The sequence below is a fragment of the Halomonas ramblicola genome, from assembly GCF_030409215.1.
Classification (GTDB): domain Bacteria; phylum Pseudomonadota; class Gammaproteobacteria; order Pseudomonadales; family Halomonadaceae; genus Halomonas; species Halomonas ramblicola.
This window is the reverse complement of sequence record NZ_JAUFPL010000034.1, coordinates 256,728-280,940: the sequence shown is the minus strand read 5'-3', so window position 1 is coordinate 280,940 and position 24,213 is coordinate 256,728. Positions and strand designations below refer to the sequence as shown.

22 protein-coding genes and 3 tRNA genes are annotated in these 24,213 nt (G+C 67.8%); 15 read left to right on the top strand and 10 right to left on the bottom strand.

Annotated elements, in window-relative coordinates; genetic code table 11:
* Positions 1-47 precede the first annotated feature (47 nt).
* The 3 genes from QWY80_RS18350 to QWY80_RS18340 all read left to right on the top strand — a co-directional run bounded on the left by QWY80_RS18350 (position 48) and on the right by QWY80_RS18340 (position 4,960).
* Positions 48-1,970, top strand: coding sequence for a PrkA family serine protein kinase (locus QWY80_RS18350; RefSeq protein ID WP_290234918.1), 1,923 nt, complete (start codon positions 48-50; stop codon positions 1,968-1,970).
* Between the two features lie 123 nt (positions 1,971-2,093).
* Positions 2,094-3,377: a YeaH/YhbH family protein gene (locus QWY80_RS18345; RefSeq protein ID WP_290234916.1), complete on the top strand. Its 1,284-nt coding sequence runs from the start codon at positions 2,094-2,096 to the stop codon at positions 3,375-3,377.
* Positions 3,378-3,397: 20 nt separating this feature from the next.
* Positions 3,398-4,960, top strand: a complete 1,563-nt coding sequence (locus QWY80_RS18340) for a SpoVR family protein (RefSeq protein WP_290234913.1) — start codon at positions 3,398-3,400, stop codon at positions 4,958-4,960.
* 76 nt (positions 4,961-5,036) lie between these two features.
* Here the strand turns inward: QWY80_RS18340 and QWY80_RS18335 are convergent, their stop codons facing one another.
* Positions 5,037-5,351 carry a high-potential iron-sulfur protein gene (locus QWY80_RS18335; RefSeq protein ID WP_290234910.1) on the bottom strand — a complete coding sequence of 105 codons (315 nt, stop codon included), beginning with the start codon at positions 5,349-5,351 and terminating at the stop codon, positions 5,037-5,039.
* A gap of 298 nt (positions 5,352-5,649) precedes the next feature.
* Here QWY80_RS18335 and QWY80_RS18330 point away from each other — a divergent pair, with 298 nt between their 5' ends.
* Together QWY80_RS18330 and QWY80_RS18325 are read left to right on the top strand one after the other, a co-directional pair.
* A complete protein-coding gene (locus tag QWY80_RS18330) occupies positions 5,650-5,925 on the top strand; it encodes an Lrp/AsnC family transcriptional regulator (RefSeq protein WP_290234906.1) in 276 nt (91 codons plus the stop codon).
* 67 nt (positions 5,926-5,992) lie between these two features.
* The gene (locus QWY80_RS18325) at positions 5,993-6,856 is read left to right on the top strand and encodes a DNA/RNA non-specific endonuclease (RefSeq protein WP_290234902.1); all 864 of its coding nucleotides are present in this window, start codon (positions 5,993-5,995) and stop codon (positions 6,854-6,856) included.
* Positions 6,857-6,934: 78 nt separating this feature from the next.
* Here QWY80_RS18325 and QWY80_RS18320 read toward each other — a convergent pair.
* From QWY80_RS18320 to QWY80_RS18310, 3 genes are all read right to left on the bottom strand, one after another.
* A tRNA-Leu gene (locus QWY80_RS18320) sits at positions 6,935-7,021 on the bottom strand.
* Between the two features lie 40 nt (positions 7,022-7,061).
* Positions 7,062-7,148, bottom strand: a tRNA-Leu gene (locus QWY80_RS18315).
* 88 nt (positions 7,149-7,236) lie between these two features.
* Positions 7,237-7,323: transfer RNA gene (locus QWY80_RS18310), tRNA-Leu, on the bottom strand.
* A gap of 232 nt (positions 7,324-7,555) precedes the next feature.
* Here QWY80_RS18310 and rnr point away from each other — a divergent pair.
* From rnr to hemH, 10 genes are all read left to right on the top strand, one after another.
* Positions 7,556-9,967: a ribonuclease R gene (rnr, locus tag QWY80_RS18305; protein ID WP_290234899.1), complete on the top strand. Its 2,412-nt coding sequence runs from the start codon at positions 7,556-7,558 to the stop codon at positions 9,965-9,967.
* A gap of 64 nt (positions 9,968-10,031) precedes the next feature.
* Positions 10,032-10,844: a 23S rRNA (guanosine(2251)-2'-O)-methyltransferase RlmB gene (gene rlmB / locus QWY80_RS18300; RefSeq protein ID WP_290234895.1), complete on the top strand. Its 813-nt coding sequence runs from the start codon at positions 10,032-10,034 to the stop codon at positions 10,842-10,844.
* Positions 10,845-11,271: 427 nt separating this feature from the next.
* Positions 11,272-11,640 carry a 30S ribosomal protein S6 gene (rpsF, locus tag QWY80_RS18295; protein WP_290234890.1) on the top strand — a complete coding sequence of 123 codons (369 nt, stop codon included), beginning with the start codon at positions 11,272-11,274 and terminating at the stop codon, positions 11,638-11,640.
* A gap of 33 nt (positions 11,641-11,673) precedes the next feature.
* Entirely contained in the window at positions 11,674-11,901 is a 228-nt protein-coding gene (gene rpsR, locus QWY80_RS18290) for a 30S ribosomal protein S18 (RefSeq protein ID WP_023004506.1), read from the top strand.
* 13 nt (positions 11,902-11,914) lie between these two features.
* Positions 11,915-12,766, top strand: coding sequence for a YybS family protein (locus tag QWY80_RS18285; RefSeq protein ID WP_290234870.1), 852 nt, complete (start codon positions 11,915-11,917; stop codon positions 12,764-12,766).
* 15 nt (positions 12,767-12,781) lie between these two features.
* Entirely contained in the window at positions 12,782-13,228 is a 447-nt protein-coding gene (gene rplI, locus QWY80_RS18280) for a 50S ribosomal protein L9 (RefSeq protein ID WP_290234868.1), read from the top strand.
* 146 nt (positions 13,229-13,374) lie between these two features.
* The gene (gene dnaB / locus QWY80_RS18275) at positions 13,375-16,266 is read left to right on the top strand and encodes a replicative DNA helicase (RefSeq protein ID WP_353960463.1); all 2,892 of its coding nucleotides are present in this window, start codon (positions 13,375-13,377) and stop codon (positions 16,264-16,266) included.
* A gap of 78 nt (positions 16,267-16,344) precedes the next feature.
* Entirely contained in the window at positions 16,345-16,638 is a 294-nt protein-coding gene (locus QWY80_RS18270; protein ID WP_290234864.1) for a hypothetical protein, read from the top strand.
* 122 nt (positions 16,639-16,760) lie between these two features.
* Complete coding sequence (locus QWY80_RS18265; protein ID WP_290234862.1) at positions 16,761-17,063, top strand: DUF6482 family protein; 303 nt, start codon at positions 16,761-16,763, stop codon at positions 17,061-17,063.
* 147 nt (positions 17,064-17,210) lie between these two features.
* A complete protein-coding gene (hemH, locus tag QWY80_RS18260) occupies positions 17,211-18,284 on the top strand; it encodes a ferrochelatase (RefSeq protein ID WP_290234859.1) in 1,074 nt (357 codons plus the stop codon).
* Positions 18,285-18,311: 27 nt separating this feature from the next.
* Here hemH and QWY80_RS18255 read toward each other — a convergent pair whose 3' ends face one another.
* The 6 genes from QWY80_RS18255 to QWY80_RS18230 are packed head-to-tail and all read right to left on the bottom strand — an operon-like array spanning position 18,312 to position 24,205.
* Entirely contained in the window at positions 18,312-18,704 is a 393-nt protein-coding gene (locus QWY80_RS18255) for a Na+/H+ antiporter subunit G (protein WP_290234857.1), read from the bottom strand.
* A gap of 12 nt (positions 18,705-18,716) precedes the next feature.
* Positions 18,717-18,986: a K+/H+ antiporter subunit F gene (locus tag QWY80_RS18250; protein ID WP_290234855.1), complete on the bottom strand. Its 270-nt coding sequence runs from the start codon at positions 18,984-18,986 to the stop codon at positions 18,717-18,719.
* On the bottom strand, positions 18,980-19,477 hold the full coding sequence (locus QWY80_RS18245; protein WP_290234852.1) for a Na+/H+ antiporter subunit E: 498 nt from the start codon (positions 19,475-19,477) through the stop codon (positions 18,980-18,982). The genes QWY80_RS18250 and QWY80_RS18245 overlap by 7 nt, the downstream gene beginning before the upstream one ends.
* On the bottom strand, positions 19,474-20,982 hold the full coding sequence (locus tag QWY80_RS18240) for a monovalent cation/H+ antiporter subunit D (protein ID WP_290234848.1): 1,509 nt from the start codon (positions 20,980-20,982) through the stop codon (positions 19,474-19,476). The genes QWY80_RS18245 and QWY80_RS18240 overlap by 4 nt, the downstream gene beginning before the upstream one ends.
* Positions 20,979-21,323, bottom strand: coding sequence for a Na+/H+ antiporter subunit C (locus QWY80_RS18235; RefSeq protein WP_290234845.1), 345 nt, complete (start codon positions 21,321-21,323; stop codon positions 20,979-20,981). The genes QWY80_RS18240 and QWY80_RS18235 overlap by 4 nt, the downstream gene beginning before the upstream one ends.
* The gene (locus tag QWY80_RS18230) at positions 21,323-24,205 is read right to left on the bottom strand and encodes a monovalent cation/H+ antiporter subunit A (RefSeq protein ID WP_290234842.1); all 2,883 of its coding nucleotides are present in this window, start codon (positions 24,203-24,205) and stop codon (positions 21,323-21,325) included. Before QWY80_RS18230 ends, QWY80_RS18235 begins: the two co-directional genes overlap by 1 nt.
* Between the last annotated feature and the right edge of the window lie 8 nt (positions 24,206-24,213).

The window sequence follows — 24,213 nt, the reverse complement described above, 5'->3', positions numbered from 1 at the left end:
CGCCCCCGTCGAGCCGGCGCCGAGCCATCGGGCTAAAGGAGGCATCGATGAGCATCTTCGATCATGTGCAGAACCGCTTCGCTAGCGTCCAGCAGGAGGAGTTGAGCCTGCAGGAGTACCTGGAGCTCTGTCGGAGGGAGCCCATGGCCTATGCCTCGGCTGCCGAGAGGATGCTCCAGGCGATCGGCGAACCGGAGGTCATCGACACGGCCAAGGATTCCAGGCTATCGCGCATCTTCTCCAACAAGGTGATCCGCCGCTATCCGGCGTTCTCCGAGTTCTACGGCATGGAGGAGGCGATCGAGCAGATCGTCGCCTACTTCCGTCATGCCGCCCAGGGGCTGGAGGAGCGCAAGCAGATCCTCTACCTGCTGGGCCCGGTGGGGGGCGGCAAGTCATCGCTCGCCGAGCGTCTCAAGCTGCTGATGGAGAAGGTGCCCTTCTATGCCATCAAGGGCTCGCCGGTCTTCGAGTCGCCGCTGGGGCTGTTCTCGCCGGAGGAGGACGGCGAGTTGCTCGAGAAGGAGTACGGCATCCCCCGGCGTTGCCTGAAGAGCGTGATGTCGCCCTGGGCGGCCAAGCGGCTGCAGGAGTACGGCGGTGACATCTCCCAGTTCGAGGTGGTGCGGCTCTATCCGTCGCGGCTCAACCAGGTCGCCATCTCCAAGACCGAGCCCGGAGACGAGAACAACCAGGACATCTCCTCGCTGGTGGGCAAGGTGGACATCCGCCAGCTCGAACTCTATGCCCAGGACGACCCGGACGCCTACAGCTTCTCCGGCGGCCTGTGCAAGGCCAACCAGGGCCTGATGGAGTTCATCGAGATGTTCAAGGCGCCGATCAAGGTGCTGCATCCGCTGCTCACCGCCACCCAGGAGGGCAACTACAACCCCACCGAGGGCATGGGCGCCATTCCCTTCGACGGCATCATCCTCGCCCACTCCAACGAGAGCGAGTGGCAGACCTTCCGCAACAACCGCAACAACGAGGCCTTCCTCGACCGGGTCTACATCGTCAAGGTGCCCTACTGCCTGCGGGTGACCGAAGAGATCAACATCTACAAGAAGCTGCTCGAGCATTCCACGCTCAACGAGGCGCCCTGCGCGCCGGATACCCTGCGCATGCTGGCACAGTTCGCGGTGCTCTCGCGGCTCAAGGAACCGGAGAACTCGAGCATCTACTCCAAGATGCGGGTCTACGACGGCGAGAACCTCAAGGACACCGATCCCAAGGCCAAGTCGATCCAGGAGTACCGTGACGCCGCCGGGGTCGACGAGGGCATGGACGGGCTCTCCACGCGTTTCTCCTTCAAGATCCTCTCCAAGGTGTTCAACTTCGACAATCACGAGATCGCCGCGAACCCGGTGCACCTGCTCTACGTCCTCGAACAACGCCTCGAGCAGGAGCAGCTGCCCCGCGAGACCTTCGAGCGCTACCTGCGCTTCATCAAGGAGTTCCTGGCGCCGCGCTACGTGGACTTCATCGGCAAGGAGATCCAGACCGCCTACCTGGAGTCCTACTCCGAGTACGGTCAGAACATCTTCGACCGCTACGTCACCTACGCCGACTTCTGGATCCAGGACCAGGAATACCGCGATCCCGAGACCGGCGAGTTCCTGGATCGCCAGGCCCTCAACGAGGAGCTGGAGAAGATCGAGAAGCCGGCCGGCATCTCCAACCCCAAGGACTTCCGCCACGAGGTGGTCAACTTCGTGCTGCGGGCCCGTGCCCAGAACAACGGCATGAACCCCAGCTGGCAGTCCTACGAGAAGCTCAGGGGGGTGATCGAGCACAAGATGTTCGCCAACACAGAGGAGCTGTTGCCGGTGATCTCCTTCAACGCCAAGGCGTCCCAGGCGGACAAGAAGAAGCACGAGGACTTCGTGGCGCGCATGGTCGATCGCGGCTACACCGAGAAGCAGGTGCGCCTGCTTTCCGAGTGGTACCTGCGGGTACGCAAGTCGCAGTAGCTGGTGCGCCTAGCGCCTAGCGCCTAGCGTCGAGGCCTGGCGCCGGGTCCGGGCTTCGAGCCATCCAGGGCGGAGGGCGGTTTCCGCTCCCGCCCGCCGCGACCGGCGTGCAAGGAGGTCGACATGAGCTATTTCATCGATCGGCGTGCCAACGCCAAGCACAAGAGCGCGGTCAACCGCCAGCGCTTCCTCGATCGCTACCGTACCCATATCAAGCGCTCGGTGGAGGAGGCCGTGAACCGTCGCTCGATCACCGACATGGAGCGCGGCGAGAAGGTCTCGATCCCCTCCCGCGACATCTCCGAGCCGGTGTTCCAGCACGGACCGGGGGGGCGGCGCAGCATCATCGCCCCGGGCAACAAGGAGTTCGTCGAGGGCGACCGCCTGCGTCGGCCCAGCGGCGGGGGCGGCGGCGACGGTGCCGGCGAGGGCGGCGCCTCCAACCAGGGGGAGGGCATGGACGAGTTCGCCTTCACCCTGTCCCGGGAGGAGTTCCTCGACTTCGTCTTCGACGGCCTGGAACTGCCCCACCTGGAGCGCAAGAGCCTGGTCGACCTCGACGAGGTCCGCCCGGTGCGGGCGGGGGTGTCCCGCGATGGGGTGCCCGCGCGGATCAACATCGTGCGTTCCATGCGCGAGGCCCATGCCCGGCGCATCGCCATGCGGGCGCCGATACGTCGCGCCCTGCGTGTCGCCCGCGAGGCGCTGGAGGCCGAGGAGCGCAAGGACCCGGTGCTGCGCAACCCGGCGCGCATCGCCGAACTCAAGGAGGAGATCGAGCGTCTCGAGCGGCGCCTGGAGGCGGTGCCCTTCCTCGACACCTATGACCTGCGCTACAACAACCTGATCAACCAGCCGCAGCCGTCGAGCAAGGCAGTGATGTTCTGCGTGATGGACGTTTCCGGCTCCATGACCCAGGCCCACAAGGACATCGCCAAGCGCTTCTTCCTGTTGCTCTACCTCTTCCTGGAGCGCAACTACGAGAAGGTCGAACTGGTCTTCGTGCGCCACCACACCGCGGCCAAGGAAGTGGACGAGGAGGAGTTCTTCTACTCCCGGGAGACTGGCGGCACCATCGTTTCCAGCGCCCTGAGCCTGGTCGACGAGATCATCGAGGCGCGCTACCCGCCGGGACAGTGGAACCTCTACGTGGCCCAGGCCTCGGACGGTGACAACTGGGACGACGATTCCGTGAACTGCCGCGAGTTGCTGATGTCGTCCCTGATGCCACGGCTGCAATACTTCACCTATGTGGAGATCACCCCCCACGCCCACCAGGCGCTGTGGGAGGAGTACGAGACGGTGGCCGACGAGTTCCCGTCGCGCTTCGCCATGCGCCAGATCGTCGAGGCCGGCGACATCTATCCGGTATTCCGCGAGTTGTTCCGGCGCCGGGCTGCCCAGTGAGGCGGCAAGGAGGAGGCACCATGACCCGACGCAAGCCGATCGCCACCGGTTCCGACTGGAACTTCGAGATCCTCTCCGAGTTCGAGCGGGAGATCGCTCGGCTCGCCGACGAGTATCGCCTGGACACCTATCCCAACCAGATCGAGATCATCACCACCGAACAGATGATGGACGCCTACGCCAGCGTGGGCATGCCGGTGGGCTACCATCACTGGTCCTTCGGCAAGCAGTTCCTGGCCGTGGAGCAGGCCTACCGCCGCGGCCAGATGGGCCTGGCCTACGAACTGGTGATCAACTCCGACCCCTGCATCGCCTACCTGATGGAGGAGAACACCCTGATGATGCAGGTGCTGGTGATGGCCCACGCCTGCTATGGGCACAACTCCTTCTTCAAGGGCAATTACCTGTTCCGCACCTGGACCGATGCCTCCTCGATCATCGACTACCTGGTTTTCGCCCGCAAGTATGTCGCCGAGTGCGAGGAGCGCCACGGCGTTGCCGCGGTGGAGCAGCTGCTCGACGCCTGCCATGCCCTGCAGAACTACGGCGTGGACCGCTACAAGCGACCCTCGCCGATCTCCGCCGCGGAGGAGGCGCAGCGCCAGAAGGAGCGTGAGGAGCACCTCCAGGCCCAGGTCAACACCCTGTGGCGCACCATCCCCGGCCGCCCCCAGGAGGATCGCCTGCCGGGCATGACCGATGACGAGGAGGATCCGCTCGGCCTGCATGCCGGCGGGCGCTACCCCGCCGAGCCCCAGGAGAACCTGCTCTACTTCATCGAGAAGAACGCGCCCCTGCTGGCGCCCTGGCAGCGCGAGGTGGTGCGCATCGTGCGCAAGCTGGCCCAGTATTTCTATCCCCAGCGCCAGACCCAGGTGATGAACGAGGGTTGGGCCACCTTCTGGCACTATACGCTGATGAACCGCCTCTACGAGGAGGGGCGGGTCGACGAGGGGCTGATGCTCGAGTTCCTGCAGTCCCACACCGCCGTGGTCCAGCAGCCGGCCTTCGACAGCCCCTACTTCAATGGCATCAACCCTTATGCGCTGGGCTTCGCCATCTTCTGCGATCTCAAGCGCATCTGCGAGGCCCCCACCGACGAGGATCGCCAGTGGTTCCCCGACACCGCCGGCAGCGACTGGCGCGAGACCCTGGATTTCGCCATGAAGAACTTCAAGGACGAGTCCTTCATCCAGCAGTTCCTGTCGCCCAAGGTGATCCGCGACCTCAAGCTGTTCATGGTGCTGGACGACGACCAGGAGGAGATGCTGGAGGTGGCGGCGATCCACGACGAGCGCGGCTACCGGCGTATCCGCGAGGCGCTGGCCTCCCAGTATGCGCTCGCGGTGCGCGAGCCCAACATCCAGGTCTATTCGGCCGACATCCGCGGCGACCGCTCGCTGACCCTGTGTCACGTCCAGGATGGTCGGCGTCCCCTGGCGCGCAGCGTCTACCCGGTGATCCGCCACCTTCACCAGCTCTGGGGTTTCCCGGTGAAGCTCGAATCGATGCAGGGCGACGAGGTGGTCAGGCGCTACCAGTGGCCGCTGCCCGACGAGGGCCGCGAGGCGTCACCCACCTGACCCGGAACGACAGGACCCGCGCCATGGCGCGGGTCCTCGCTGTGTGGCCTGGGGCCCCGGCGTCGACGCCCCGGGATCAGCCCTGGGCGGTCCAGGACTGGCACCAGCCGCCGGGCTCGACGCTGTTCTGCGGGAACAGCTGGCAGCCCTGGTTGTCGGCCTGGTAGAACATGCAGTTGTCGCAGCGTTCGCCTTCCTCGTAGGCGGGATGGTCGCTGGCCTCGGCGGCCTCCTCGACATAGTTGAGGGCCTGGGCCTGCTCGGCGGAAGGGTCCAGGCGCGGCAGGTCCTGGGCGAAGGCCCGGCGGGAGAGGATGCCGGCGCCCAGCGGCAGGGCGGCGATGCCCAGCAGGCTGTGGCGCATGAAGTCGCGACGGCTTTGGTCGGCCATGGGATCTCCTTTCGTCTCGGTTCCGGTCACGGTTGTTTTGGGTCGCTTTTTATAAGGTTCCGACAGGTCGCTGCCCGCGGAGTTCTCTATCTCAGGGTAGTGAAACCCCGCGCACGATGCGCGGCCCGTGCGGCGATTGGTCGCGGTGCCCCGCCATGTCCGGCGGCAAGGACCCGGTGGGGGAGGGCGGCGATTCTGCCGGGCCGGTGGCGCTGTTATACTCGCGCCAGCAGTGGTGGCCGTCGTCGGTCGCCGCCTCGACCATCAGGCCCGAGTGGCCGCAGCCGGAGAGAGCCCGATGCAGAATGCCGTGATCCTGATCAATACCGAGAAGGGGCAGGTGAAGTCGGTGGCCGAGCGCCTGGCCGACGTGGAGGGGGTCAGTGAGGTCTACTCCACCTGCGGCCGCTATGACCTGGTGGCCATCGCCCGCACCCGCGATTTCGAGAGCCTGGCGGAGCTGGTCACCGAGCGGCTCAACGCCGTGGAGGGCATCCGCGACACCGAGACCCTCAACGCCATGCAGGTGCACTCCCGCCACGACCTGGAGACGATGTTCTCCCTGGGCTGGTGAGCCCGTATCGCGCCCGGCGCGTGCCGGGCGACCCGGTTCCGAATCGTCACGGGAAATCGTTTCAAGGATGAGTCGCCGCCGTATCGTCTCGCGCGGGCGCCGCAGCATGCGCCGCTTCGCCATCACCCTGCTGTTCGTGGCCGTCGGCACGGGCCTCTGGTATGCCCAGGAACGCGAGCTGCGCGATGGCCTGGTATGGATGGGCGTGCCGACCTGGCAGGAGCCCTCGCCCCTGAGCCTGCACCGGGTGCTGCGCAACGCTGGCTTTTTGGTGGGCTGGTCCGACCTGCGGGTCAACCCGCTGTGGGTCGGCTATCGGCTGCATGCGGTAGAGGATCCCGGGGCGGGCCCGCGCCCCGACTTCCGGCGCGACTGGCGGGCCCTCTGGCCGATCGCGCCGGACAGCTACTTCGGCAGCGGCTACGACCGCGGCCACCTGGCGCCCAACTATGCCATCGCCGCAGTGCATGGGCGTACGGCGCAGCGCGACACCTTCTTCATGAGCAACATGGTGCCCCAGCGGCCGGACCTCAATCGGCGGCTCTGGCAGCGCCTGGAGGAGGTGGTGATCGACCACTTCGTGCCGCGCTTCGGCGAGGTCCAGGTGATCGCCGGACCGGTGTTCCCCGAGCGCTTCCTCGACAACCTGCTCAACCGGGTGGGCCTCGTGGAGGTGCCCGAGGCCTTCTACAAGATCATCGTGGTGCCGGGCGAGACGCCCCGGGCGCTGGCCTTCCTGATGCCCCAGGAGGTGCGCGGCGACGAGCCGCTGGACGACTACCTGGTGACCATCGACGAACTGGAGGCGCGTACCGGCCTCGACTTCTTCCCGCGCCTGCCCGAGGCGGTCGCGGAGGCCCTGGAGGGGGAGGTGGCGACCCGCGGCTGGGGGCTCGAGGGGGTGGCGCGGCTGCCGGGACGCTTCCAGTAGACACGCAAAAACCGCGATCTCGTGTCGCGGTTTCCTGTGAAGGCTCTGGGAGTTGCAGCCTGCATGACGCGAGGGATGTGGTGCCCAGGAGAGGACTTGAACCTCCACGTCCGTAAGGACACTAGCACCTGAAGCTAGCGCGTCTACCAATTCCGCCACCTGGGCGCATCATGCATCTCGTCGTGTTCGGGCAATTCCATGGGAATGGTGCCCAGGAGAGGACTTGAACCTCCACGTCCGTAAGGACACTAGCACCTGAAGCTAGCGCGTCTACCAATTCCGCCACCTGGGCGAACACGAGCGATTCGGGCTGACAAAGAGCGTGGGAGCGGGCTCCCTTGCCTGTCCATCGAGGCCTGGCGGATTCGTCAGGGTATCGATGGTGCCCAGAAGAGGACTTGAACCTCCACGTCCGTAAGGACACTAGCACCTGAAGCTAGCGCGTCTACCAATTCCGCCATCTGGGCAGGCGACGCGTATGGTACCCGATTTCGTCGTCTTTGCAAGGGGCGGTGGGCGGCCGGGGCGAATTTTTCCGTCGATCCGGGCGTCGGCGACCGATGCCGAGGTTGGGTGGTGGCCCACGCGACGCTATACTGCGGCCATGACAATCGATCCCCCAAGCCAGATCCCTGGCCCGCGGCGCCCGAGCGCCCCCTTCCTTATGCCGTCCCCGACCCTGCCAAGGATGCACCCCGCATGACTCACTGGATGCTCAGCGACGACCCGCACGCCAGCCGCGAGGCCCACAAGTACGACAAGCCCGCGCCCAGTCGCGAGTACCTGCTCGCCCGGCTGGAGGAGTACGGCAAGCCGATCACCCACGAGAAGATGAGCCGCCAGTTGGGCCTCGACGACGAGGACCTGCAGGAGGCGGTGCGCCGCCGCCTGGCGGCCATGGAGCGCGATGGCCAGGTGCTGCGCAACCGTGCCGGTGCCTATGCGCTGATCGACAAGCTCGACCTGATCAAGGGCAAGGTGCTCGGCCACCGCGACGGCTTCGGCTTCATACTGCGCGACGACGGCAAGAAGCCCGATCTGGTAGTGCCGCCGCGGCAGATGCGCCGGGTCTTCCATGGCGACCACGTGCTGGTGCGCATCAGCGGCCGCGACCGCCGCGGCCGCGACGAGGCCACCATCGCCGAGGTGCTGGCCCGCAACACCCAGACCATCGTCGGTGTCTACCGCGCCAACACCGACGAGTTCGGGGTGCTGATCCCTGAGAACCCGCGCATCACCCAGGAGGTGATCATCCCTCACAGCGCCTGTGGTGGAGCGCAGGACGGCCAGGTGATCTCGGCGCGTATCGTCAAGCAACCCGAGACCCGGGTGCAGCCGGTGGGCGAGGTGGTCGAGGTGCTCGGCGAGCGCATGGACCCGGGGATGGAGATCGACATCGCCATCCGCAGCTACGAGATCCCCGCCGAGTTCCCGCCCGAGGTGCACGACCAGATCGCCGGGATGTCCGCCGAGGTGGCCGAGGGCGACAAGGCGCACCGGATCGACCTGCGCGACGTGCCGCTGGTGACCATCGACGACGAGAGCGCCAAGGACTTCGACGACGCCGTGTGCGCCTGGAAGACCAAGTCCGGCAGCTGGAAGCTGCTGGTGGCCATCGCCGACGTTTCCCACTACGTGCGGCCCGGCAGTGCCCTGGACCAGGAGGCGATCCGTCGCGGCAACTCGGTCTATTTCCCGGGGCAGGTGGTGCCCATGCTGCCGGAGCTGCTCTCCAACGGGCTCTGCTCGCTGAACCCGGCCGTCGACCGCCTGGCGCTGGTCTGCGAGATGAACATCTCCCAGAACGGCGCGATCAGCCGCTACCGCTTCTACGAGGCGGTGTTCCGCTCCCACGCCCGCCTCACCTACAACAAGGTGGCGGCGATCCTCGACGACCAGGGGGAGGAGGGCGACGCCCTGCGCGAGCAGTACCGCGAGCTGGTCAAGCCGCTCGGGAACCTGCATGCCCTCTACCGGCTGCTGCGCGAGGCGCGCGAGGCGCGCGGCGCCATCGACTTCGAGACCACCGAGACGGCCATCGTCTTCAACGACGAGCGCAAGATCGAGAAGATCGTCCCGCGCACCCGCAACGACGCCCACAAGATCATCGAGGAGTGCATGCTGGCGGCCAACGTGGCCACCGCCCGCTTCCTCGACAAGCATGACCTGCCGGCGCTCTACCGCATCCACGAGAAGCCCTCGCCGGAGCGTCTCGACAAGCTGCGGTTGTTCCTCAATGAACTGGGGCTGTCGCTGGGCGGGGGGGACGACCCCAGCCCGCAGGACTACCAGGAGCTCGCCGAGGCCATCAAGGACCGTCCCGATGCGGACGTCATCCAGACGGTGATGCTGCGCTCCATGAGCCGGGCGGTCTATTCGCCCCAGAACGACGGTCACTTCGGCCTGGCCTACCCGGCCTATGCCCACTTCACTTCGCCGATCCGCCGCTACCCGGACCTGATCGTCCACCGGGCGATCCGCTCGGTGATCCGTGGCCCGCGCCAGACCGCCACGGTACTGCGCGCCGAGGGCGCCCCGGTGGAGCCGCCGAGCAAGTGGGCCCCCTATACCTTCGAGCAGATGCTCGAGCTGGGCGAGCACTGCTCCATGACCGAGCGCCGCGCCGACGATGCCACTCGCGACGTGGAAGACTGGCTCAAGTGCGAGTTCATGTCCGACAAGCTCGGCGAGGTCTACGACGGCAGCATCGCCTCGGTGACCCAGTTCGGCATCTTCGTGCGCCTCGACGAGGTCTATGTGGAGGGGCTGGTACACGTCACCTCGCTGCCCTCCGACTACTACCACTACGAGCCGGAGAAGCACCGCCTCAAGGGCGAGCGCAGCGGCATGAGCTACCGCCTGGGCGATGGCGTCACCGTGCAGGTGGCGCGCGTCGACCTGGACGAGCGCAAGATCGACTTCGCGCTGGCCGACGACAAGCCGCGGCCCAAGCGGGCGCCGCGCCGTCGCCGTGCCGCGGATGCGGCGCCCGACATGGGTCGGGCCCGGGCCGGTGGCAAGCCGCCCAAGGCCGAGGCGTCCCGGGGCGATAAGGCCGACAAGGGCGACGGCCGCAAGCGCGGCCCGCGCAAGCGCCGCTCGCGTCGCTGAGCCTGGCGGCGGGTCGCCGACGCCGTCCGGCCCCGCCTCGTGAATCCCTGCGGAATCGACAGCCATGAAGCAGAAGCGAACCCGGCGGGGGCCCGGTGCCCCCGGCGGCCTGGAGGCCGTGTTCGGCGTGCACGCGGTGCGTGCGCTGCTCGAGCGCGGCATCACGCCGACAGAACTCTGGGTCCAGGAGGGCGAGGCGGGGGCGCGCCTGGCCGACCTGGTGGAGGCCGCCCGTGCCGGCGGCGCCCGCGTCCAGGCACGGCCCCGCGACGAGCTCGACCGCCTCGCCCGGGGCGCCGCCCACCAGGGCATCGTGGCCTTCGCCGCGCCGCTCGCCTTCGAGGCCGAGAGCGCGCTGTGGTTCCGGCTCGAGGCCTGGCCCCACGACGCCCCGCCACTGTTGCTGGTGCTCGACGGCGTCACCGACGTGCACAATTTCGGCGCCTGCCTGCGCAGCGCCGATGCCGCCGGCGTCCATGGGGTGATCGTGGCCAAGGACAAGGCCGCGCCGCTCAACGCCACGGTGCGCAAGGTGGCCTGCGGCGCCGCCGAGAGCGTGCCGGTCTACCAGGTCACCAACCTGGCCCGTGCCCTGGCGAAGCTCAAGGCACTCGGCGTCTGGATTACCGGCACCGCCGGCGAGGCCGAGGCGCTGGTCTTCGAGGCCGACTTCAGCGGACCCACCGCCCTGGTGATGGGCGCCGAGGGCAAGGGCATGCGTCGCCTCACCCGTGAGGCCTGCGACCAGCTGGTCAAGCTGCCCATGGCCGGCAGCGTCTCGAGCCTCAACGTCTCGGTGGCCACCGGCATCTGCCTGTTCGAGGCCGTCCGACAGCGGGGCCCGGCTTCGCCGGGAGCTGTAAGCCGTAAGCCTTAAGCTGGAAGAAACCCCGGCCCGGTAGGGCTATCGCAGTTGCCGACAGCGAGGGGCGCCGGGGACAAGCCGAAGAGGAGGCCCTACGCCAGGGGTGAGGAGCACCGCTCCGAACGGGCTGGCCACGGATGGCCAGCACCGGACCTGCAAGCGGAGCAGGACGCGAGAGTGCAGCAGGGCGTCGGTAGCGCCCAAGGAGGGGTTCACAGCGCCTCCTCGCAGGCTTGTCGCCGGATCAGCCCCGAGCGATGGAAGCTATCTGCGATAGCCCTGCCCGGCCCGGCTTCGAACTTGCGCCCCCGGCGCCCAGTCTTTAGAATGCTTGCGCCCGTTCGTCCATCGAGCGGGCGTTCGTGTTATTCACTATCACCTCCTTGCTTCCCCGGAGCGTCGTGCTCCCGTGGAAGCTGCCAAACCGCAAGGAGAACCCATGCGTCACTACGAGATCGTGTTCATGGTCCATCCGGACCAGAGCGAGCAGGTTCCGGCCATGGTCGAGCGCTACACCAGCCTCGTCACCGAAAACGGCGGCACCGTGCATCGCCTGGAGGATTGGGGCCGTCGTCACCTGGCCTACCCGATCAACAAGATCCACAAGGCTCACTACGTGCTGATGAACGTCGAGTGCCGCGGCGAGACCCTCGACGAGATCGAGAACATCTTCCGCTTCAACGATGCCATCATTCGCAGCCTGGTGGTGCGCTGCAAGGAAGCCATCACCGAGGCCTCGCCGATGATGAAGCCGGCGGAAGAGAAGCGCGCGCGCCGCGACGAGAAGCCCCGCGCCGAAACCGCCTGAGCCCACCCATCGCACGTCTGAAGGAGTCTTCACATGGCACGTTTTTTCCGTCGCCGCAAGTTCTGCCGTTTCACCGCCGAGGGCGTGAAGCAGATCGACTACAAGGATCTGGACACCCTCAAGGCCTACATCACCGAGACCGGCAAGATCGTTCCCAGCCGTATCACCGGGACCAAGGCCCGTTACCAGCGTCAGCTGGCGACCGCCGTCAAGCGCGCCCGCTACCTGGCGCTGCTGCCCTACACCGATAGCCACCAGTAAGCACCCCGGCGAGATGCTGACGATCGCCCGCTGGATGATGCGCGGCACGCCCTACGCCGCCGGCGGGGCCGCCGTGTCCGCGCTCATCCCCTGGCTGTTCTGGCTGGGGGCGGCCATCGCGGCCCTGGTCACCCTGCGTCGCGGGCTCTCCCCGGCACTGCCGGTGATCGTCGCCGCGGCCGTGCCCTCGGGCTGGTGGTGGGTGCAGGGCGATGTCATCCCGCTGGCCAGCGTGCTGCTGGTCACCCTGATGGCGGTGGTGCTGCGTTCCCGCATGCGCTGGAGCGAGGCACTGATCGGTGGAGCCCTGGCCGGGGCGGTGATGATCCAACTGGGCGCCTTCCTGCCGCCCGGCGGGGCCGGCGAGATGCTGGAGCAACTGCGCCAGGCCTCGCCGGAGGTGGAGCGCCTGCTCGCCGAGTTCGCCAGCCAGGGGCTCGATACCGAGCAGCTGGCCGGCGTGCTGATCGGCGGCATCACCGGCTTGGTGGTGCTGATCGCTGCCGTGGCCAGCCTGGCGCTGGCGCGCAGCTGGCAGGCGGGGCTCTACAACCCCGGCGGCTTCCGCGAGGAGTTCCATGCCCTGCGCTTCGCGCCCCGCGAGCTCGCCGTGCTGGTCGTGCTCGCCGTGATCGGTGCCGTGCTGGGCCTTCCCGCCCTGGGCATGCTGCTGTGGGTACCGCTGCTGGTCGCCGGTATCGCCCTGGTGCATGGTGTCATCGGACTGAAAGGGATGAACGGGCTGTGGCTGGTCGCCTTCTATGTGTTGCTGATCACCACCTGGCCCATGATTCTGATCGTGCTGCTGCTGGCCTTCATCGACGTCTTCGCGGACTTCCGCGGGCGCCTGGCCAGCCGCGACTGACAAGAGGTTAACGAGATGGAAGTCATTCTGCTCGACAAGATTGGCAAGCTGGGCGGCCTGGGTGACCAGGTCACCGTCAAGCCCGGCTACGGCCGCAACTACCTGGTGCCCTACGGCCTGGCCGTGCCGGCTACCAAGGACAACATCGAGGCCTTCGAGGCCCAGCGTGCCGAGCTCGAGGCCCACGCCGCCGAGCGCAAGACCGAGGCCGAGGCGCGTGCTACCCAGCTCAACGAGATCGAACTCTCCCTGGTCGCCAAGGCCGGCGACGAGGGCAAACTGTTCGGCTCCATCGGTCCCCGCGACCTGGCCGAGGCCATCGCCTCCGCCGGCATCGAGGTGGCCAAGAGCGAGGTGCGCATGCCGGAAGGTCCGATCCGTGCCACCGGTGAGTACGACATCCAGCTGCAACTGCATGCGGAAGTCGAGGCCACCGTGCGCGTGGTGGTGGTCGCCGAGTAAGGCGATCGCGGTCGCCCACGACGGGGGCGCGGGGAGTGATCCCCGCGCCCCCGTCGCGTCTTGGGCGGGCGTTGGTTTTCGGCCATGGGGCACGGCGGCCGGCTGAGGTAGAATGGCCTCCCGTTTTCCCCAGGGTCCCCCGCACCATGAACGAGATGATCGAGCACGACCAGGAAACCGCCGCCCTCAAGGTGCCGCCCCACTCGCTGGAGGCGGAACAGTCGGTGCTGGGCGGCCTGATGCTCGACAACCTGGCCTGGGACAACGTCGCCGATCGCCTGGTCGCCGACGATTTCTATCGCTACGAACACCGACTGATCTTCAACGTCATGGCCGAGCTGGCCGAAGGGGGGCGGCCGCTGGACGTGGTGACCCTCTCCGAGGCCCTGGAAGGGCGCGACCAGCTCGATACCGTGGGCGGTCTGGCCTACCTGGCCGAGCTGGCCCGCAATACCCCCTCGGCGAGCAATATCCGCGCCTACGCCGACATCGTCCGCGAACGTGCCACCCTGCGCAAGCTGATCCGCGCCGCCAACCAGATCGCCGACGGCGCCTTCACCCCCCAGGGGCGACCCGCCGACGAGCTGGTCGACGAGGCCGAGCGCCTGGTGTTCCAGATCAGCGAGGAGCGCCCCAAGAGCGGCGGCCCGATCGGCATGAGCGAGCTGCTGGCCAAGGCAGTGGACCGCATCGACGAGCTGTTCAACATGCAGGGCGAGATGACCGGGCTGTCCACCGGCTTCCGCGACCTGGATGACATGACCTCCGGCCTGCAGCCCTCCGACCTGGTGATCATCGCCGGGAGGCCCTCGATGGGGAAATGCATCATGGCGGGCTCACGGCTGGTGGATCCTGCCAGTGGGGCCCTGGTGACCATCGATGAGCTGGTGGCCCGCCAGCAGGCGGCGCTGCTGACCCTGGGCGATGACTTTCGGTTCACGCCGTCACGCGCCTCGGCCTTCGTGGATGATGGCAAGAAACCGGTATTTCGGGTGCGCACGGCACTCGGGCGCGAGATCTGCACGACGCTGACCCACCCCTTCCTGACCGGCGACGGCTGGCGGCCCCTGGAGCGGTTGAGCGCCGGTGAGCGGGTGGCGGTGCCCCGGAGCCTGCCGGTATTCGGCCAGGAGCGCCTTCCCGAACACCAAGTCAAGTCCCTGGCCTATCTCATCGCTGATGGAGGCACCACCCAGAGCTGTGCGATGTTCACCAACGCGAACCCGCTGCTGCGAGAGGACTTCTCCGAGGCGGTACGGGGCTTCCCGGGCATGGGGTGTCGTCTCGTGGAGAGCGGTTCGCGAACCCCTACGCTACGCGTCTGCCGTGAGCGCTGGATGCTGGCCGGCTCGCGCCGGGCCTTCGGCCAGGCGCTGCGGTCGGCGCTTGGCCATGCGGGAATGACCGGTGAGGCCCTGGCGGGGGCCCTGAACGTCAGCAAGGCCTCCGTGAGCGCCTGGTGTCACGGCCGCACCATGCCGGCGGAGGCGACCTTCGGCCGGCTCTGCCATGTGCTGGCGATGCCGCCGGCGGCCCTGGGCGTTGCCGACTATGCCGAGGTGGCCAAGAATGCCACCAATCCGGTGCGTCGCTTCCTGGAGGCGCATGACGTATGGGGCAAGCGGGCGCCGGAGAAGCGCATTCCCGCGGCCGCCTTCCGGCTGGAGAAGCCCCTGCTGGCGCTGTTCCTCAATCGTCTCTTCGCCTGTGACGGCAGCGCCTTCGTCCAGGCCAACGGCCAGGCCAGGGTCAGCTACGCCTCCTCGAGCCGCGAGCTGATTCGCGAGGTCCAGCACTTGCTGCTGCGCTTCGGGATCCTGGCCAAGATACGCGAAAAGGCCAACGGCTACGCGAACCTGTCTCGGCCCCCTTGGGAGCTGGAGGTCCTGGATCGCGCAAGCCTCGAGACCTTCGCAGCGGAAATCGGCATCTTTGGCAAGGAGTCGCGCCTGGCCGAGCTCGGGGCCTGCCTGGATGGCAAGCGTTGCCACAGCAACCGCGATAGCTTGCCCGCATCGGTCAATCGCTACGTGCTGGCGGCCAAGGGGCGGCGTTCCTGGGGCTCCATCTATCGGCAGGCCGGGCGAGAGTTGCCGGAGGGCACCAACCTCCACCTCAGTGGTCGCAGCGCGCGCTGCCTGTCGCGCTCCCGGGCCGCCGAACTGGCGACCCTGCTCGATGATGACTATCTGGCCAGGCTCTCCCGCTCCGACCTCTACTGGGACGAGATCGTCGAGATTACCCCGCTGGGCCTGCAGCAGGTCTATGACCTCACCGTGGACGGCACCCACAACTTCGTCGCCGAGGACGTCTGCGTCCACAACACCACCTTCGCCATGAACGTGGTGGAGCATGCGGTGATCGCCAGTGACAAGCCGGTGATGGTGTTCTCCATGGAGATGCCCGCCGATGCGCTGATGCTGCGCATGCTCTCCTCGCTGGGGCGCATCGACCAGACCCGGGTGCGTACCGGCCAGCTGGAGGACGAGGACTGGCCACGGCTCACCTCGGCGGTGAACCTGCTCAAGGACAAGCAGCTGTTCATCGACGACACCGCCGCGCTGTCGCCCAACGAGATGCGCTCGCGCATCCGCCGGGTGGTGCGCGAGCACGGCAACCTGGCGATGATCATGATCGACTACCTGCAGCTGATGCAGATCCCCGGTTTCTCGGAGAACCGCACCGGCGAGATCTCCGAGATCTCCCGCTCGCTCAAGGGTCTGGCCAAGGAGTTCGGTTGCCCGGTGATCGCCCTGTCGCAGCTCAACCGCTCCCTGGAGCAGCGTCCCAACAAGCGCCCGGTGATGTCGGACCTCAGGGAATCCGGCGCGATCGAGCAGGATGCGGACCTGATCGCCTTCGTCTATCGCGATGAGGTCTACAATCCGGATAACCCCGACAATCAGGGGCTGGCCGAGCTGATCATCGGCAAGCAGCGTAACGGCCCCATCGGCACGGTGCACATGGCCTTCATCGGCAAGTACACCCGTTTCGAGGACCTGGCACCGGACAGCTACGGCGAGGCCTTCGGCGACTAGCCCGGCTTGAGCCGGGCGCCCAGGGCCGTATAATGCCGAGCCCCCGAGACACAGCCCGACTGGCACCAAGGAGGCAACATGGCAGGTGGATTCCGGCGCGGTTACCGACGGCGCACCCCCAAGCTGGAGGCGCGTGGCGAGCTCCAGTCGGTGGAGCGCGAAGGGCCCTTCAAGGAGTGGCTGGGCATGCCCGACCTCTACCGCTACCAGCTGGTGGTGGACGGCGAGACCTACAGTTACCAGACCGAGGACGCCGAGCTGCCGGTGGCGATCGGCGACCGGGTGGTGTTCCGCTACAAGGAGACCAAGGCCGGCAAGTGGGTCGATCGCAACTCCCTGGGCAAGGCCATCGACCCCTCCGACTACCAGTGAGTGGCAGGAACCCTCCGCGAGGGTGTGCGGTCACAGCAACGACACGCCACCGTCATCGGGATGTCACCGGGCACAGTCAGGCTGTGCCCGATTCGCATTCACGCGAGACAGCGGAGGGAACCATGGAATTTCACGACCTCGAGGCCTTCGTGGCCCATCACGACAACTACGAGATCCGCGTCATCGGTCATGCCGGCAGTCGCTTCTACCAGGTGGAACTGGAAGACATCGAGGGACGGCGCCACATGCTGATGCGTCGCGGCAAGCCGGTGCTGTTCCGCTCGCTGGACGACGTCTACCTGGAGCTCAAGCGGGCCGGCATCCATCGCGCCTACCTGGTCCAGCAGGTCCCCCACGACGAGGTGATCGGCCGCGAGGCCCACTACCAGGACCCGCTCACCTCGCGCATGCCGCTGGTCTTCTGATCCCGCCACCGGCTTCCGGCGCACGGCCGGGGGCAGGCTTGATCCAAAGCTGTACAAATCGAGTCGATAGTACAGCTTCATTCCGCCGACGGCTCCGGCCCTGATAGACTGGGCGACATCGCTCGAGACTCAGGGAGAGCCCCATCCATGACCACCACGACCCCGGTACCGGAGCGGCCCGGCACCGGCCGCCTCGCCCATGCCCCGGCAGATCATCCGCCGGTTCCCCGCGCCAGGGTAGGGGTGGTGCTCGCCAACCTGGGCACGCCCGACGCCACCGACTACTGGTCGATGCGCCGCTACCTTAGCGAGTTCCTCTCCGACCAGCGAGTCGTCGACTACCCGCGCTGGAAGTGGCAGCCGCTGCTGCAGCTGATCATCCTGGCGCGGCGCCCCTTCAAGTCCGGCGAGGCCTACCGCGGTATCTGGAACATCGAGAAGGACGAGAGCCCGCTGCTCACCATCACCCGGGAGCAGACCCGCAAGGTGGCCGAGGGGCTCGCGGCGCGCTACGGGGAGGGGGTGCTGGTCGACTTCTGCATGCGCTACGGCAATCCCGCCACCGACAGCGTCCTGCGCCGGATGCAGGCGGCGGGCTGCGAGAAGATCCTGTTCTTCCCACTCTATCCCCAGTACGCCTCGCCCACCACCGCCTCCGCCAACGACCAGGCCTTCCGCACCCTGATGCGGCTCAAGTGGCAGCCGGCGATTCGCACCGTGCCGGCCTACTTCGAGCACCCGCGCTACGTCGAAGCGCTGGCCAACAGCGTGCGCGAGGCCTATGCGGCCGCCGGGACGCCACCCGAGGTACTGGTGGCCTCCTATCACGGGGTGCCCAAGCGCTTCCTGACGGAGGGCGATCCCTATCACTGCCAGTGCCAGAAGACCACGCGCCTGCTGCGCGAGGCGCTGGGTTGGGAGGACGACGCCATCCAGACCGCCTTCCAGTCCCAGTTCGGCCCCGAGGAGTGGCTGGGGCCGGCCACGGTCGATCACGTGGCCGAGCTGGCCCACCAGGGCCGGAAGCATATCGCGGTGATTTCGCCGGCCTTCGCCGCCGACTGCGTGGAGACCCTGGAGGAGATCCAGGAGGAGATTCGCGCGAGCTTCCTCGAGGCCGGCGGCGAGACCTTCACCTACGTGCCCTGCCTCAACGACCGCGACGACCATATCGCCGCGCTGCTTGCGGTCATCGACAACGAGCTGGGCGGCTGGGTATAGGCCCGCCGATGGCGGGCCCGATGCGGGTCAGCCGTGGCCTCGGTCGGGGTGCGGCACCGGCTTCTCGCCGACCTCCTCGTGGCGCAGTTCGGCGGGCCTGCCGGCGGTCTTTTCCACATGCTTCAGGCGCAGGTGCAGGCCGGTCTTGGCCAGCAGGTGGGCGCTGACCGGGGCGGTGATGAACAGGAACAGGGTGATCAGCATCTCCTGGATGTCCGGCTTGCCCTCGGTCACCCAGAAATAGAGCATCGAGGCGACCAGCATGCAGCCGATGCCCAAGGTGGTGGCCTTGGTGGGGCCGTGCAGGCGCATGTAGAAGTCGCGCAAGTGGGCCAGGCCCAGCGAGCCGATGAACACGAAGGCCCCGCCGGCCACCAGCAGGAAGGCGATCACGCCCTCGAGAATCACGTAGTGGGTCATCGTCTCCCTCCGCTACTCGATGATATCGCCGCGCAGCAGGTACTTGCAGACCGCCACGGTACTGATGAAGCCGAGCATGGCGATCAGCAGCGCCGACTCGAAGTAGGTCTTGGTGTTGAGCCACAGCCCCAGCAGCACGATCAGGGCGATGGAGTTGATGTACATGGTATCCAGGGCCAGCAGGCGGTCGGGCATGTCGGGGCCGATGGTCAGGCGGTAGACGTTCAGCAGCAGTGCCGCCACGACCAGCGCCAGGCTGGTCCACAGCGCGATGTCTAGCATTCGTAGATCTCCTTCAGCGGCCGTTCGTAGCGCTCGCGGATATGCTCGATGAGCGCCTCGTCGTCCTCCACGTCCAGGGCGTGGATCAGCAGCGACCTGCCGTCCAGGCGCAGGTTGGCCGAGACCGTGCCCGGGGTGAGGCTGATGGTGTTGGCCAGCAGGGTGATGGTGAAGCGGTCCTCCAGCATCAGCGGATACTCCACGAAGTGGGGCCGCAGGCGTCGCCAGGGGTTGACGATCAGCCAGGCCACCTCGAGGTTGGCGATCACGATATCGCCCAGCACCCGCAGCACGAAGCGCAGCAGCAGCCCGGGCTTGCCGACGTGGGGATGGGGGTCCGCGAAGCGCTGGGTGACCAGCGGGATCGCCACGGCCAGGGCGCCGCCCAGCAGGATGTGGCCGAAGGCGATGCTGCGTGCCATCAGCAGCCAGACCACCAGCAGCAGGATCGACAGCAGGGGCGTCGGCAGCCAGGGACGGGGCTTGATCATGGGGCGTCACCCTCCTCGGGAATCAGGGCCTGGATCACCGCTGCGGGGCGCGCCAACTGGTCGGCGGTGGCGTCGGTGTAGTCGGCCAGCGGGCCGGCCAGCACCACCAGCAGCGGCGCGGCGCCCAGCAGCCAGGTCACCCCGAACCATTGGTGGGGCGACAGCGGTCGGCCGGAGGGCTCGCCCTGGCTGCGCCAGAACAGCGTGGAGCCGGCCCGGGACAGGGCGACCATGGCGGCGAGCCCGGTGAGCAGCAGCACCGGCCACAGCCAGGGCCGCTGGCCCTCCTCGGCGGCCGCCAGCAGCAGCGCCTTGCCCAGTGCCCCGGAGAGCGGCGGCAGGCCGGCCACCGCCACGGCGCCGACGAGGAACAGCATGGCCAGCCGGCCGCCCTGGCGCAGCGGGCGGCCCTTGACCAGGCGGGTGCCGGCCTTGCCGCGCTGGACCCCGATCAGCTCGGCGAGCAGGAAGAGCCCGCCGGTGATCAGGGTGGTGTGGATCAGGTAGTAGAGCAGGGCGGAGACGGCCGCCGGCGAGCCCATGCCGATGCCGGCCAGCAGGGTGCCCACCGAGACCAGCACCAGGTAGGCCACCAGCAGGCGCAGGTCGCGGGCCGCCAGGGTGCCCACCCCGGCGATCGCCAGGGTGGCCAGCGACAGCCACCACACCCAGCCCTGTTCCAGGTCGGCGAGGGGGCCGGCCGCCTCGCCGAACACCAGGGAGTAGACCCGCAGGATGGCATAGATGCCGACCTTGGTCATGATGGCGAAGAGCGCCGCCACCGGGGCTGGCGCCGAGGCGTAGGCCCGCGGCAGCCAGAAGTAGAGCGGCAGGATGGCAGCCTTGAGGCCGAACACCACCAGCAGCATCAGCGCGCCGGCCACCACCAGGCCCTCGCGCTCGGCGGGCAGCTCACCCAGGCGCACGGCCATGTCGGCCATGTTGAGGGTGCCGGTGGCGCCGTAGAGGATGCCCACGGCGATCAGGAACAGCGAGGAGCCGGCCAGGTTGAGCACCACGTAGTGGACGCTGGCCATGATGCGCGCCTTGCCGCCGCCGTGCAGCAACAGGGCGTAGGAAGCCAGCAGCAGCACCTCGAAGAACACGAAGAGGTTGAAGAGGTCACCGGTGAGGAAGGCGCCGTTGATGCCCACCAGCTGCCACTGGAAGAGGCCGTGGAAGTTGCTGCCACGCTCGTCGTCACCGGCGCAGGCGAACACCACGGCGCCCAGGGCCAGCACCGCGGTGAGCAGCACCATCAGCGCCGAGAGGCGATCGAGGACCAGCACGATGCCGAAGGGCGGCTGCCAGTCGCCCAGGGCGTAGTAGGTCACCTCGCCGCCGGCGGCGCGGGCCACCAGGGCGATGCCCACCAGCACCAGCAGGGCGGTGGCACCGACGCCGACCAGACGCTTCACACGGGTGGCGCCCTGGCGACTATAGAGTAGCAGGGCACCGGCCACCAGCGGCAGCACCACGGGCAGGACGATCAGGTGTGACATCATCGGCGTTCCTCCCCGTCCTCATGCTTGCGGCCGTCGACATGGTCGTTGCCCGCCTCGCTGCGGGCGCGCATGGCCAGGATCACCACGAAGGCGGTCATGGCGAAGCCGATGACGATGGCGGTAAGCACCAGGGCCTGGGGCAGGGGGTCGGCGTATTGCCCGGGGCCGTCGATCAGGGTGGCGCCGTCGGTGGTCAGCCCGCCCATGGAGAACAGGAAGAGGTTCACCGCATAGGAGAGCAGGGTCAGGCCCACGACCACCGGGAAGGTGCGGGCGCGCAGGGTCAGGTAGAGACCGCAGGCGGTCAGCACCCCGGTGGTGATGGCGTAGAGGCTTTCCATCAGGTGGTCTCCTTGCTGGAACGGGGACGGACGGCAGCGCCGTCGGTCGACGCTTCCTCCTTGCTGGAACGGGGACGGGCGGCAGCGCCATCGGTCGACGCCTCCTCCTTGGCCGGCCGATGGGGCGTGGTGACCTTGCCCAGGTTGGCGAGGATCATCAGGGTGGCGCCCACCACGGCGAGATAGACCCCCAGGTCGAAGAGCATGGCGGTGGCCAGCTCGAAGTCGCCCACCAGGGGCAGGTGGAAATGGCCGAAGGCCGAGGTGAGGAAGGGATGGCCGAACAGCCAGCTGCCCAGGCCGGTCAGGGTGGCGACGCCCACCCCGGCGATGGCCACCGGCTGATAGGGGAAGTCGAGACGCTGCTGGGCCCACTCCACGCCGCGCGCCATGTAGAGCAGGATCAAGGCCACGGCGGTGATCAGCCCGGCGATGAAGCCGCCGCCGGGCTGGTTGTGGCCGCGCAGGAAGATGAAGGCGGAAACCAGCAGCGCCAGCGGCAGCAGGGCCATGGAGATGGAGGTGAGGATCGCCGGGTAGCGGTCCGGGGACCAGACGCGCCCCTCGCCGTCGCTGTGGGGCATGAACAGGCGCAGGCGGTTGAGCAGCTTGAAGATCGCCAGGCCGGCCAGCGCCAGCACGGTGATCTCGCCCAGGGTATCGAAGCCACGGAAGTCCACCAGGATGACGTTGACCACGTTGTGGCCGCCGCCGCCGGGCACGCTGTTGTCCAGGAAGAAACCCGAGATGGCGGCGTTGTCGCGGGTCAGTACCGCATAGTTGAGGCTCGCCACCACCAGGCCCAGGGTGCCGGCCAGCACCACGTCGCGCAGGTTGCGGCGGTTGGAGGACTCGGTGGGCGTCTTCTGGGGCAGGAAGAACAGCGCCAGCATCAGCAGGATCATGGTCACCACCTCCACCGACAGCTGGGTCAGCGCCAGGTCGGGGGCCGAGAAGCGCGCGAAGGTCAGCGACACCACCAGGCCCACCACCGAGAGCATCAGCAGCGAGATCAAGCGATAGCGGTGGGTGACGGCGGTGCCGATGCCACCGAACACCAGCAGGCCGGCGCCCAGCAGCAGCACGCCGTCGATGGGTTGGTTGCCCTGCTCGCCGGTCAGCCCGCTCATGCGCGCCAGGCCCAGGCCGCCCATCAGCAGGGCGGCGAGCAGCAGCCAGGTCATGTAACGCTGCAGGGAGCCGCCGTCGAACCAGGCCAGGCCGCGCTCCGCCCAGCGGCCGAGGCACTGCACGGCGGCCTCGAACACCAGGCGGGCGTCCACCGGGCGGAAGCCGCGGGCGAAGTGGCGCAGTTCGGCATGGCGCCAGTAGGCGGCCACTCCGACGGCCAGGGCGATCACGCTCATCCCCAGCGGCAGGTTGATGCCGTGCCAGATCGCCAGGTGGAAGTCGAGGGGCCCGCCGAGCACCGGCTGTACCGCCAGCCCCAGCAGACCCTCCGCCAGCACTGGCGCCAGGCCCACCACCACGCAGATCACCACCAGCAGCTCCACCGGCGCGCGCATCAGCCAGGGCGGCTCGTGAGGCGATTTGGGCGGGGCCTTCCGGGCCGGCTTGAAGAACACCGCATGCACCAGGCGCAGGGAGTAGGCCACCGAGAGGATGCCCCCCAGGGTGGCCAGCACCGGCAGCAGCCAGCTGAGCCCCCCCAGCACCGGCGTGGTCAGGGTCTCGGTGAAGAACATCTCCTTGGAGAGGAAGCCGTTGAACAGCGGCACCCCGGCCATGGCCGCTCCCGCCAGGCTGGTGAGCAGGGCGGTGACCGGCATGGCGCGGGCCAGCCCGCCCAGGCCGCCCAGCTCGCGGCTGCCGGTCTCGTGGTCGATGATGCCCGCGCTCATGAACAGCGCCGCCTTGAAGGCGGCATGGTTGAGGATATGGAAGAGGGCGGCCAGCACCGCCATGGGGCTGCCGATGCCCAGCAGCACGGTGATCAGCCCCAGATGGCTCACCGTGGAGAAGGCCAGGATGCCCTTGAGGTCGGTCTTGAGCAGGGCGAACCAGGCGCCGTAGAGCAGGGTGGCGGTGCCCACCAGGGAGACGATCACCGTCCACAGCTCGCTGCCGGCCAGCGCCGGGTGCAGGCGTGCCATCAGGAAGATGCCCGCCTTGACCATGGTCGCCGAGTGCAGGTAGGCGGAGACCGGGGTGGGCGCCGCCATGGCGTGGGGCAGCCAGAACTGGAAGGGAAACTGCGCCGACTTGGTGAAGGCACCCAGCAGCACCAGCACCAGCATGATCGGATAGCGCGGGTCGGCGAGGATGACCTCGCCTCCGGCCAGGACGTCGTCCATTGCGTAACTGCCCACCATGTCGCCCAACAGCAGCAGGCCGGCGAGCAGCGCCAGCCCCCCGGCGCCGGTCACCGTCAGGGCCATGCGCGCCCCCTTGCGGGCGTCGCTGCGGTACGACCAGAAGCCGATCAGCAGGAAGGAGGAGAGGCTGGTCAGCTCCCAGTAGAGCCACAGCAGGATCAGGTTATCGGCCATCACGATGCCGACCATGGAGGCCATGAACAGGATCAGGTAGGCGTAGAAGCGCCCGAAGGGCTCCTCGGCCGAGAGGTAGAAGTGGGCGTAGAGCAGGATCAGCAGGCCGATGCCCAGGATCAGCAGGTTGAACAGCAGCGACAGGCCGTCCAGCCGGAAGGCGAGATCCAGGTCCAGGGCGGGGAGCCAGGTGGCCGAGAAGCGCAACGCCTCGCCGGCGGCCAGGTTCGGCCACTGGGCGAGCATCAACAGTAGCGCCAGGGCCGGCAGGGCGGCCGTGGCCAGGGAGCTGAAGCGCCGGCCGCGCCGGGCGGTCAGCATCGGCACCAACACGCCCAGCAGGGGCAGCATGGCTATCCACAACAGTGTCATCGATCGGT

What these genes read in the sequence shown, in the direction of transcription:
- QWY80_RS18350 (WP_290234918.1), top strand. Translation starts at nt 48, where the DNA reads ATGAGCATCTTCGATCATGTGCAGAACCGCTTCGCTAGCGTCCAGCAG.
- QWY80_RS18345 (WP_290234916.1), top strand. Translation starts at nt 2,094, where the DNA reads ATGAGCTATTTCATCGATCGGCGTGCCAACGCCAAGCACAAGAGCGCG.
- QWY80_RS18340 (WP_290234913.1), top strand. Translation starts at nt 3,398, where the DNA reads ATGACCCGACGCAAGCCGATCGCCACCGGTTCCGACTGGAACTTCGAG.
- QWY80_RS18335 (WP_290234910.1), bottom strand. Translation starts at nt 5,351, where the DNA reads ATGGCCGACCAAAGCCGTCGCGACTTCATGCGCCACAGCCTGCTGGGC.
- QWY80_RS18330 (WP_290234906.1), top strand. Translation starts at nt 5,650, where the DNA reads ATGCAGAATGCCGTGATCCTGATCAATACCGAGAAGGGGCAGGTGAAG.
- QWY80_RS18325 (WP_290234902.1), top strand. Translation starts at nt 5,993, where the DNA reads ATGAGTCGCCGCCGTATCGTCTCGCGCGGGCGCCGCAGCATGCGCCGC.
- rnr (WP_290234899.1), top strand. Translation starts at nt 7,556, where the DNA reads ATGACTCACTGGATGCTCAGCGACGACCCGCACGCCAGCCGCGAGGCC.
- rlmB (WP_290234895.1), top strand. Translation starts at nt 10,032, where the DNA reads ATGAAGCAGAAGCGAACCCGGCGGGGGCCCGGTGCCCCCGGCGGCCTG.
- rpsF (WP_290234890.1), top strand. Translation starts at nt 11,272, where the DNA reads ATGCGTCACTACGAGATCGTGTTCATGGTCCATCCGGACCAGAGCGAG.
- rpsR (WP_023004506.1), top strand. Translation starts at nt 11,674, where the DNA reads ATGGCACGTTTTTTCCGTCGCCGCAAGTTCTGCCGTTTCACCGCCGAG.
- QWY80_RS18285 (WP_290234870.1), top strand. Translation starts at nt 11,915, where the DNA reads ATGCTGACGATCGCCCGCTGGATGATGCGCGGCACGCCCTACGCCGCC.
- rplI (WP_290234868.1), top strand. Translation starts at nt 12,782, where the DNA reads ATGGAAGTCATTCTGCTCGACAAGATTGGCAAGCTGGGCGGCCTGGGT.
- dnaB (WP_353960463.1), top strand. Translation starts at nt 13,375, where the DNA reads ATGAACGAGATGATCGAGCACGACCAGGAAACCGCCGCCCTCAAGGTG.
- QWY80_RS18270 (WP_290234864.1), top strand. Translation starts at nt 16,345, where the DNA reads ATGGCAGGTGGATTCCGGCGCGGTTACCGACGGCGCACCCCCAAGCTG.
- QWY80_RS18265 (WP_290234862.1), top strand. Translation starts at nt 16,761, where the DNA reads ATGGAATTTCACGACCTCGAGGCCTTCGTGGCCCATCACGACAACTAC.
- hemH (WP_290234859.1), top strand. Translation starts at nt 17,211, where the DNA reads ATGACCACCACGACCCCGGTACCGGAGCGGCCCGGCACCGGCCGCCTC.
- QWY80_RS18255 (WP_290234857.1), bottom strand. Translation starts at nt 18,704, where the DNA reads ATGACCCACTACGTGATTCTCGAGGGCGTGATCGCCTTCCTGCTGGTG.
- QWY80_RS18250 (WP_290234855.1), bottom strand. Translation starts at nt 18,986, where the DNA reads ATGCTAGACATCGCGCTGTGGACCAGCCTGGCGCTGGTCGTGGCGGCA.
- QWY80_RS18245 (WP_290234852.1), bottom strand. Translation starts at nt 19,477, where the DNA reads ATGATCAAGCCCCGTCCCTGGCTGCCGACGCCCCTGCTGTCGATCCTG.
- QWY80_RS18240 (WP_290234848.1), bottom strand. Translation starts at nt 20,982, where the DNA reads ATGATGTCACACCTGATCGTCCTGCCCGTGGTGCTGCCGCTGGTGGCC.
- QWY80_RS18235 (WP_290234845.1), bottom strand. Translation starts at nt 21,323, where the DNA reads ATGGAAAGCCTCTACGCCATCACCACCGGGGTGCTGACCGCCTGCGGT.
- QWY80_RS18230 (WP_290234842.1), bottom strand. Translation starts at nt 24,205, where the DNA reads ATGACACTGTTGTGGATAGCCATGCTGCCCCTGCTGGGCGTGTTGGTG.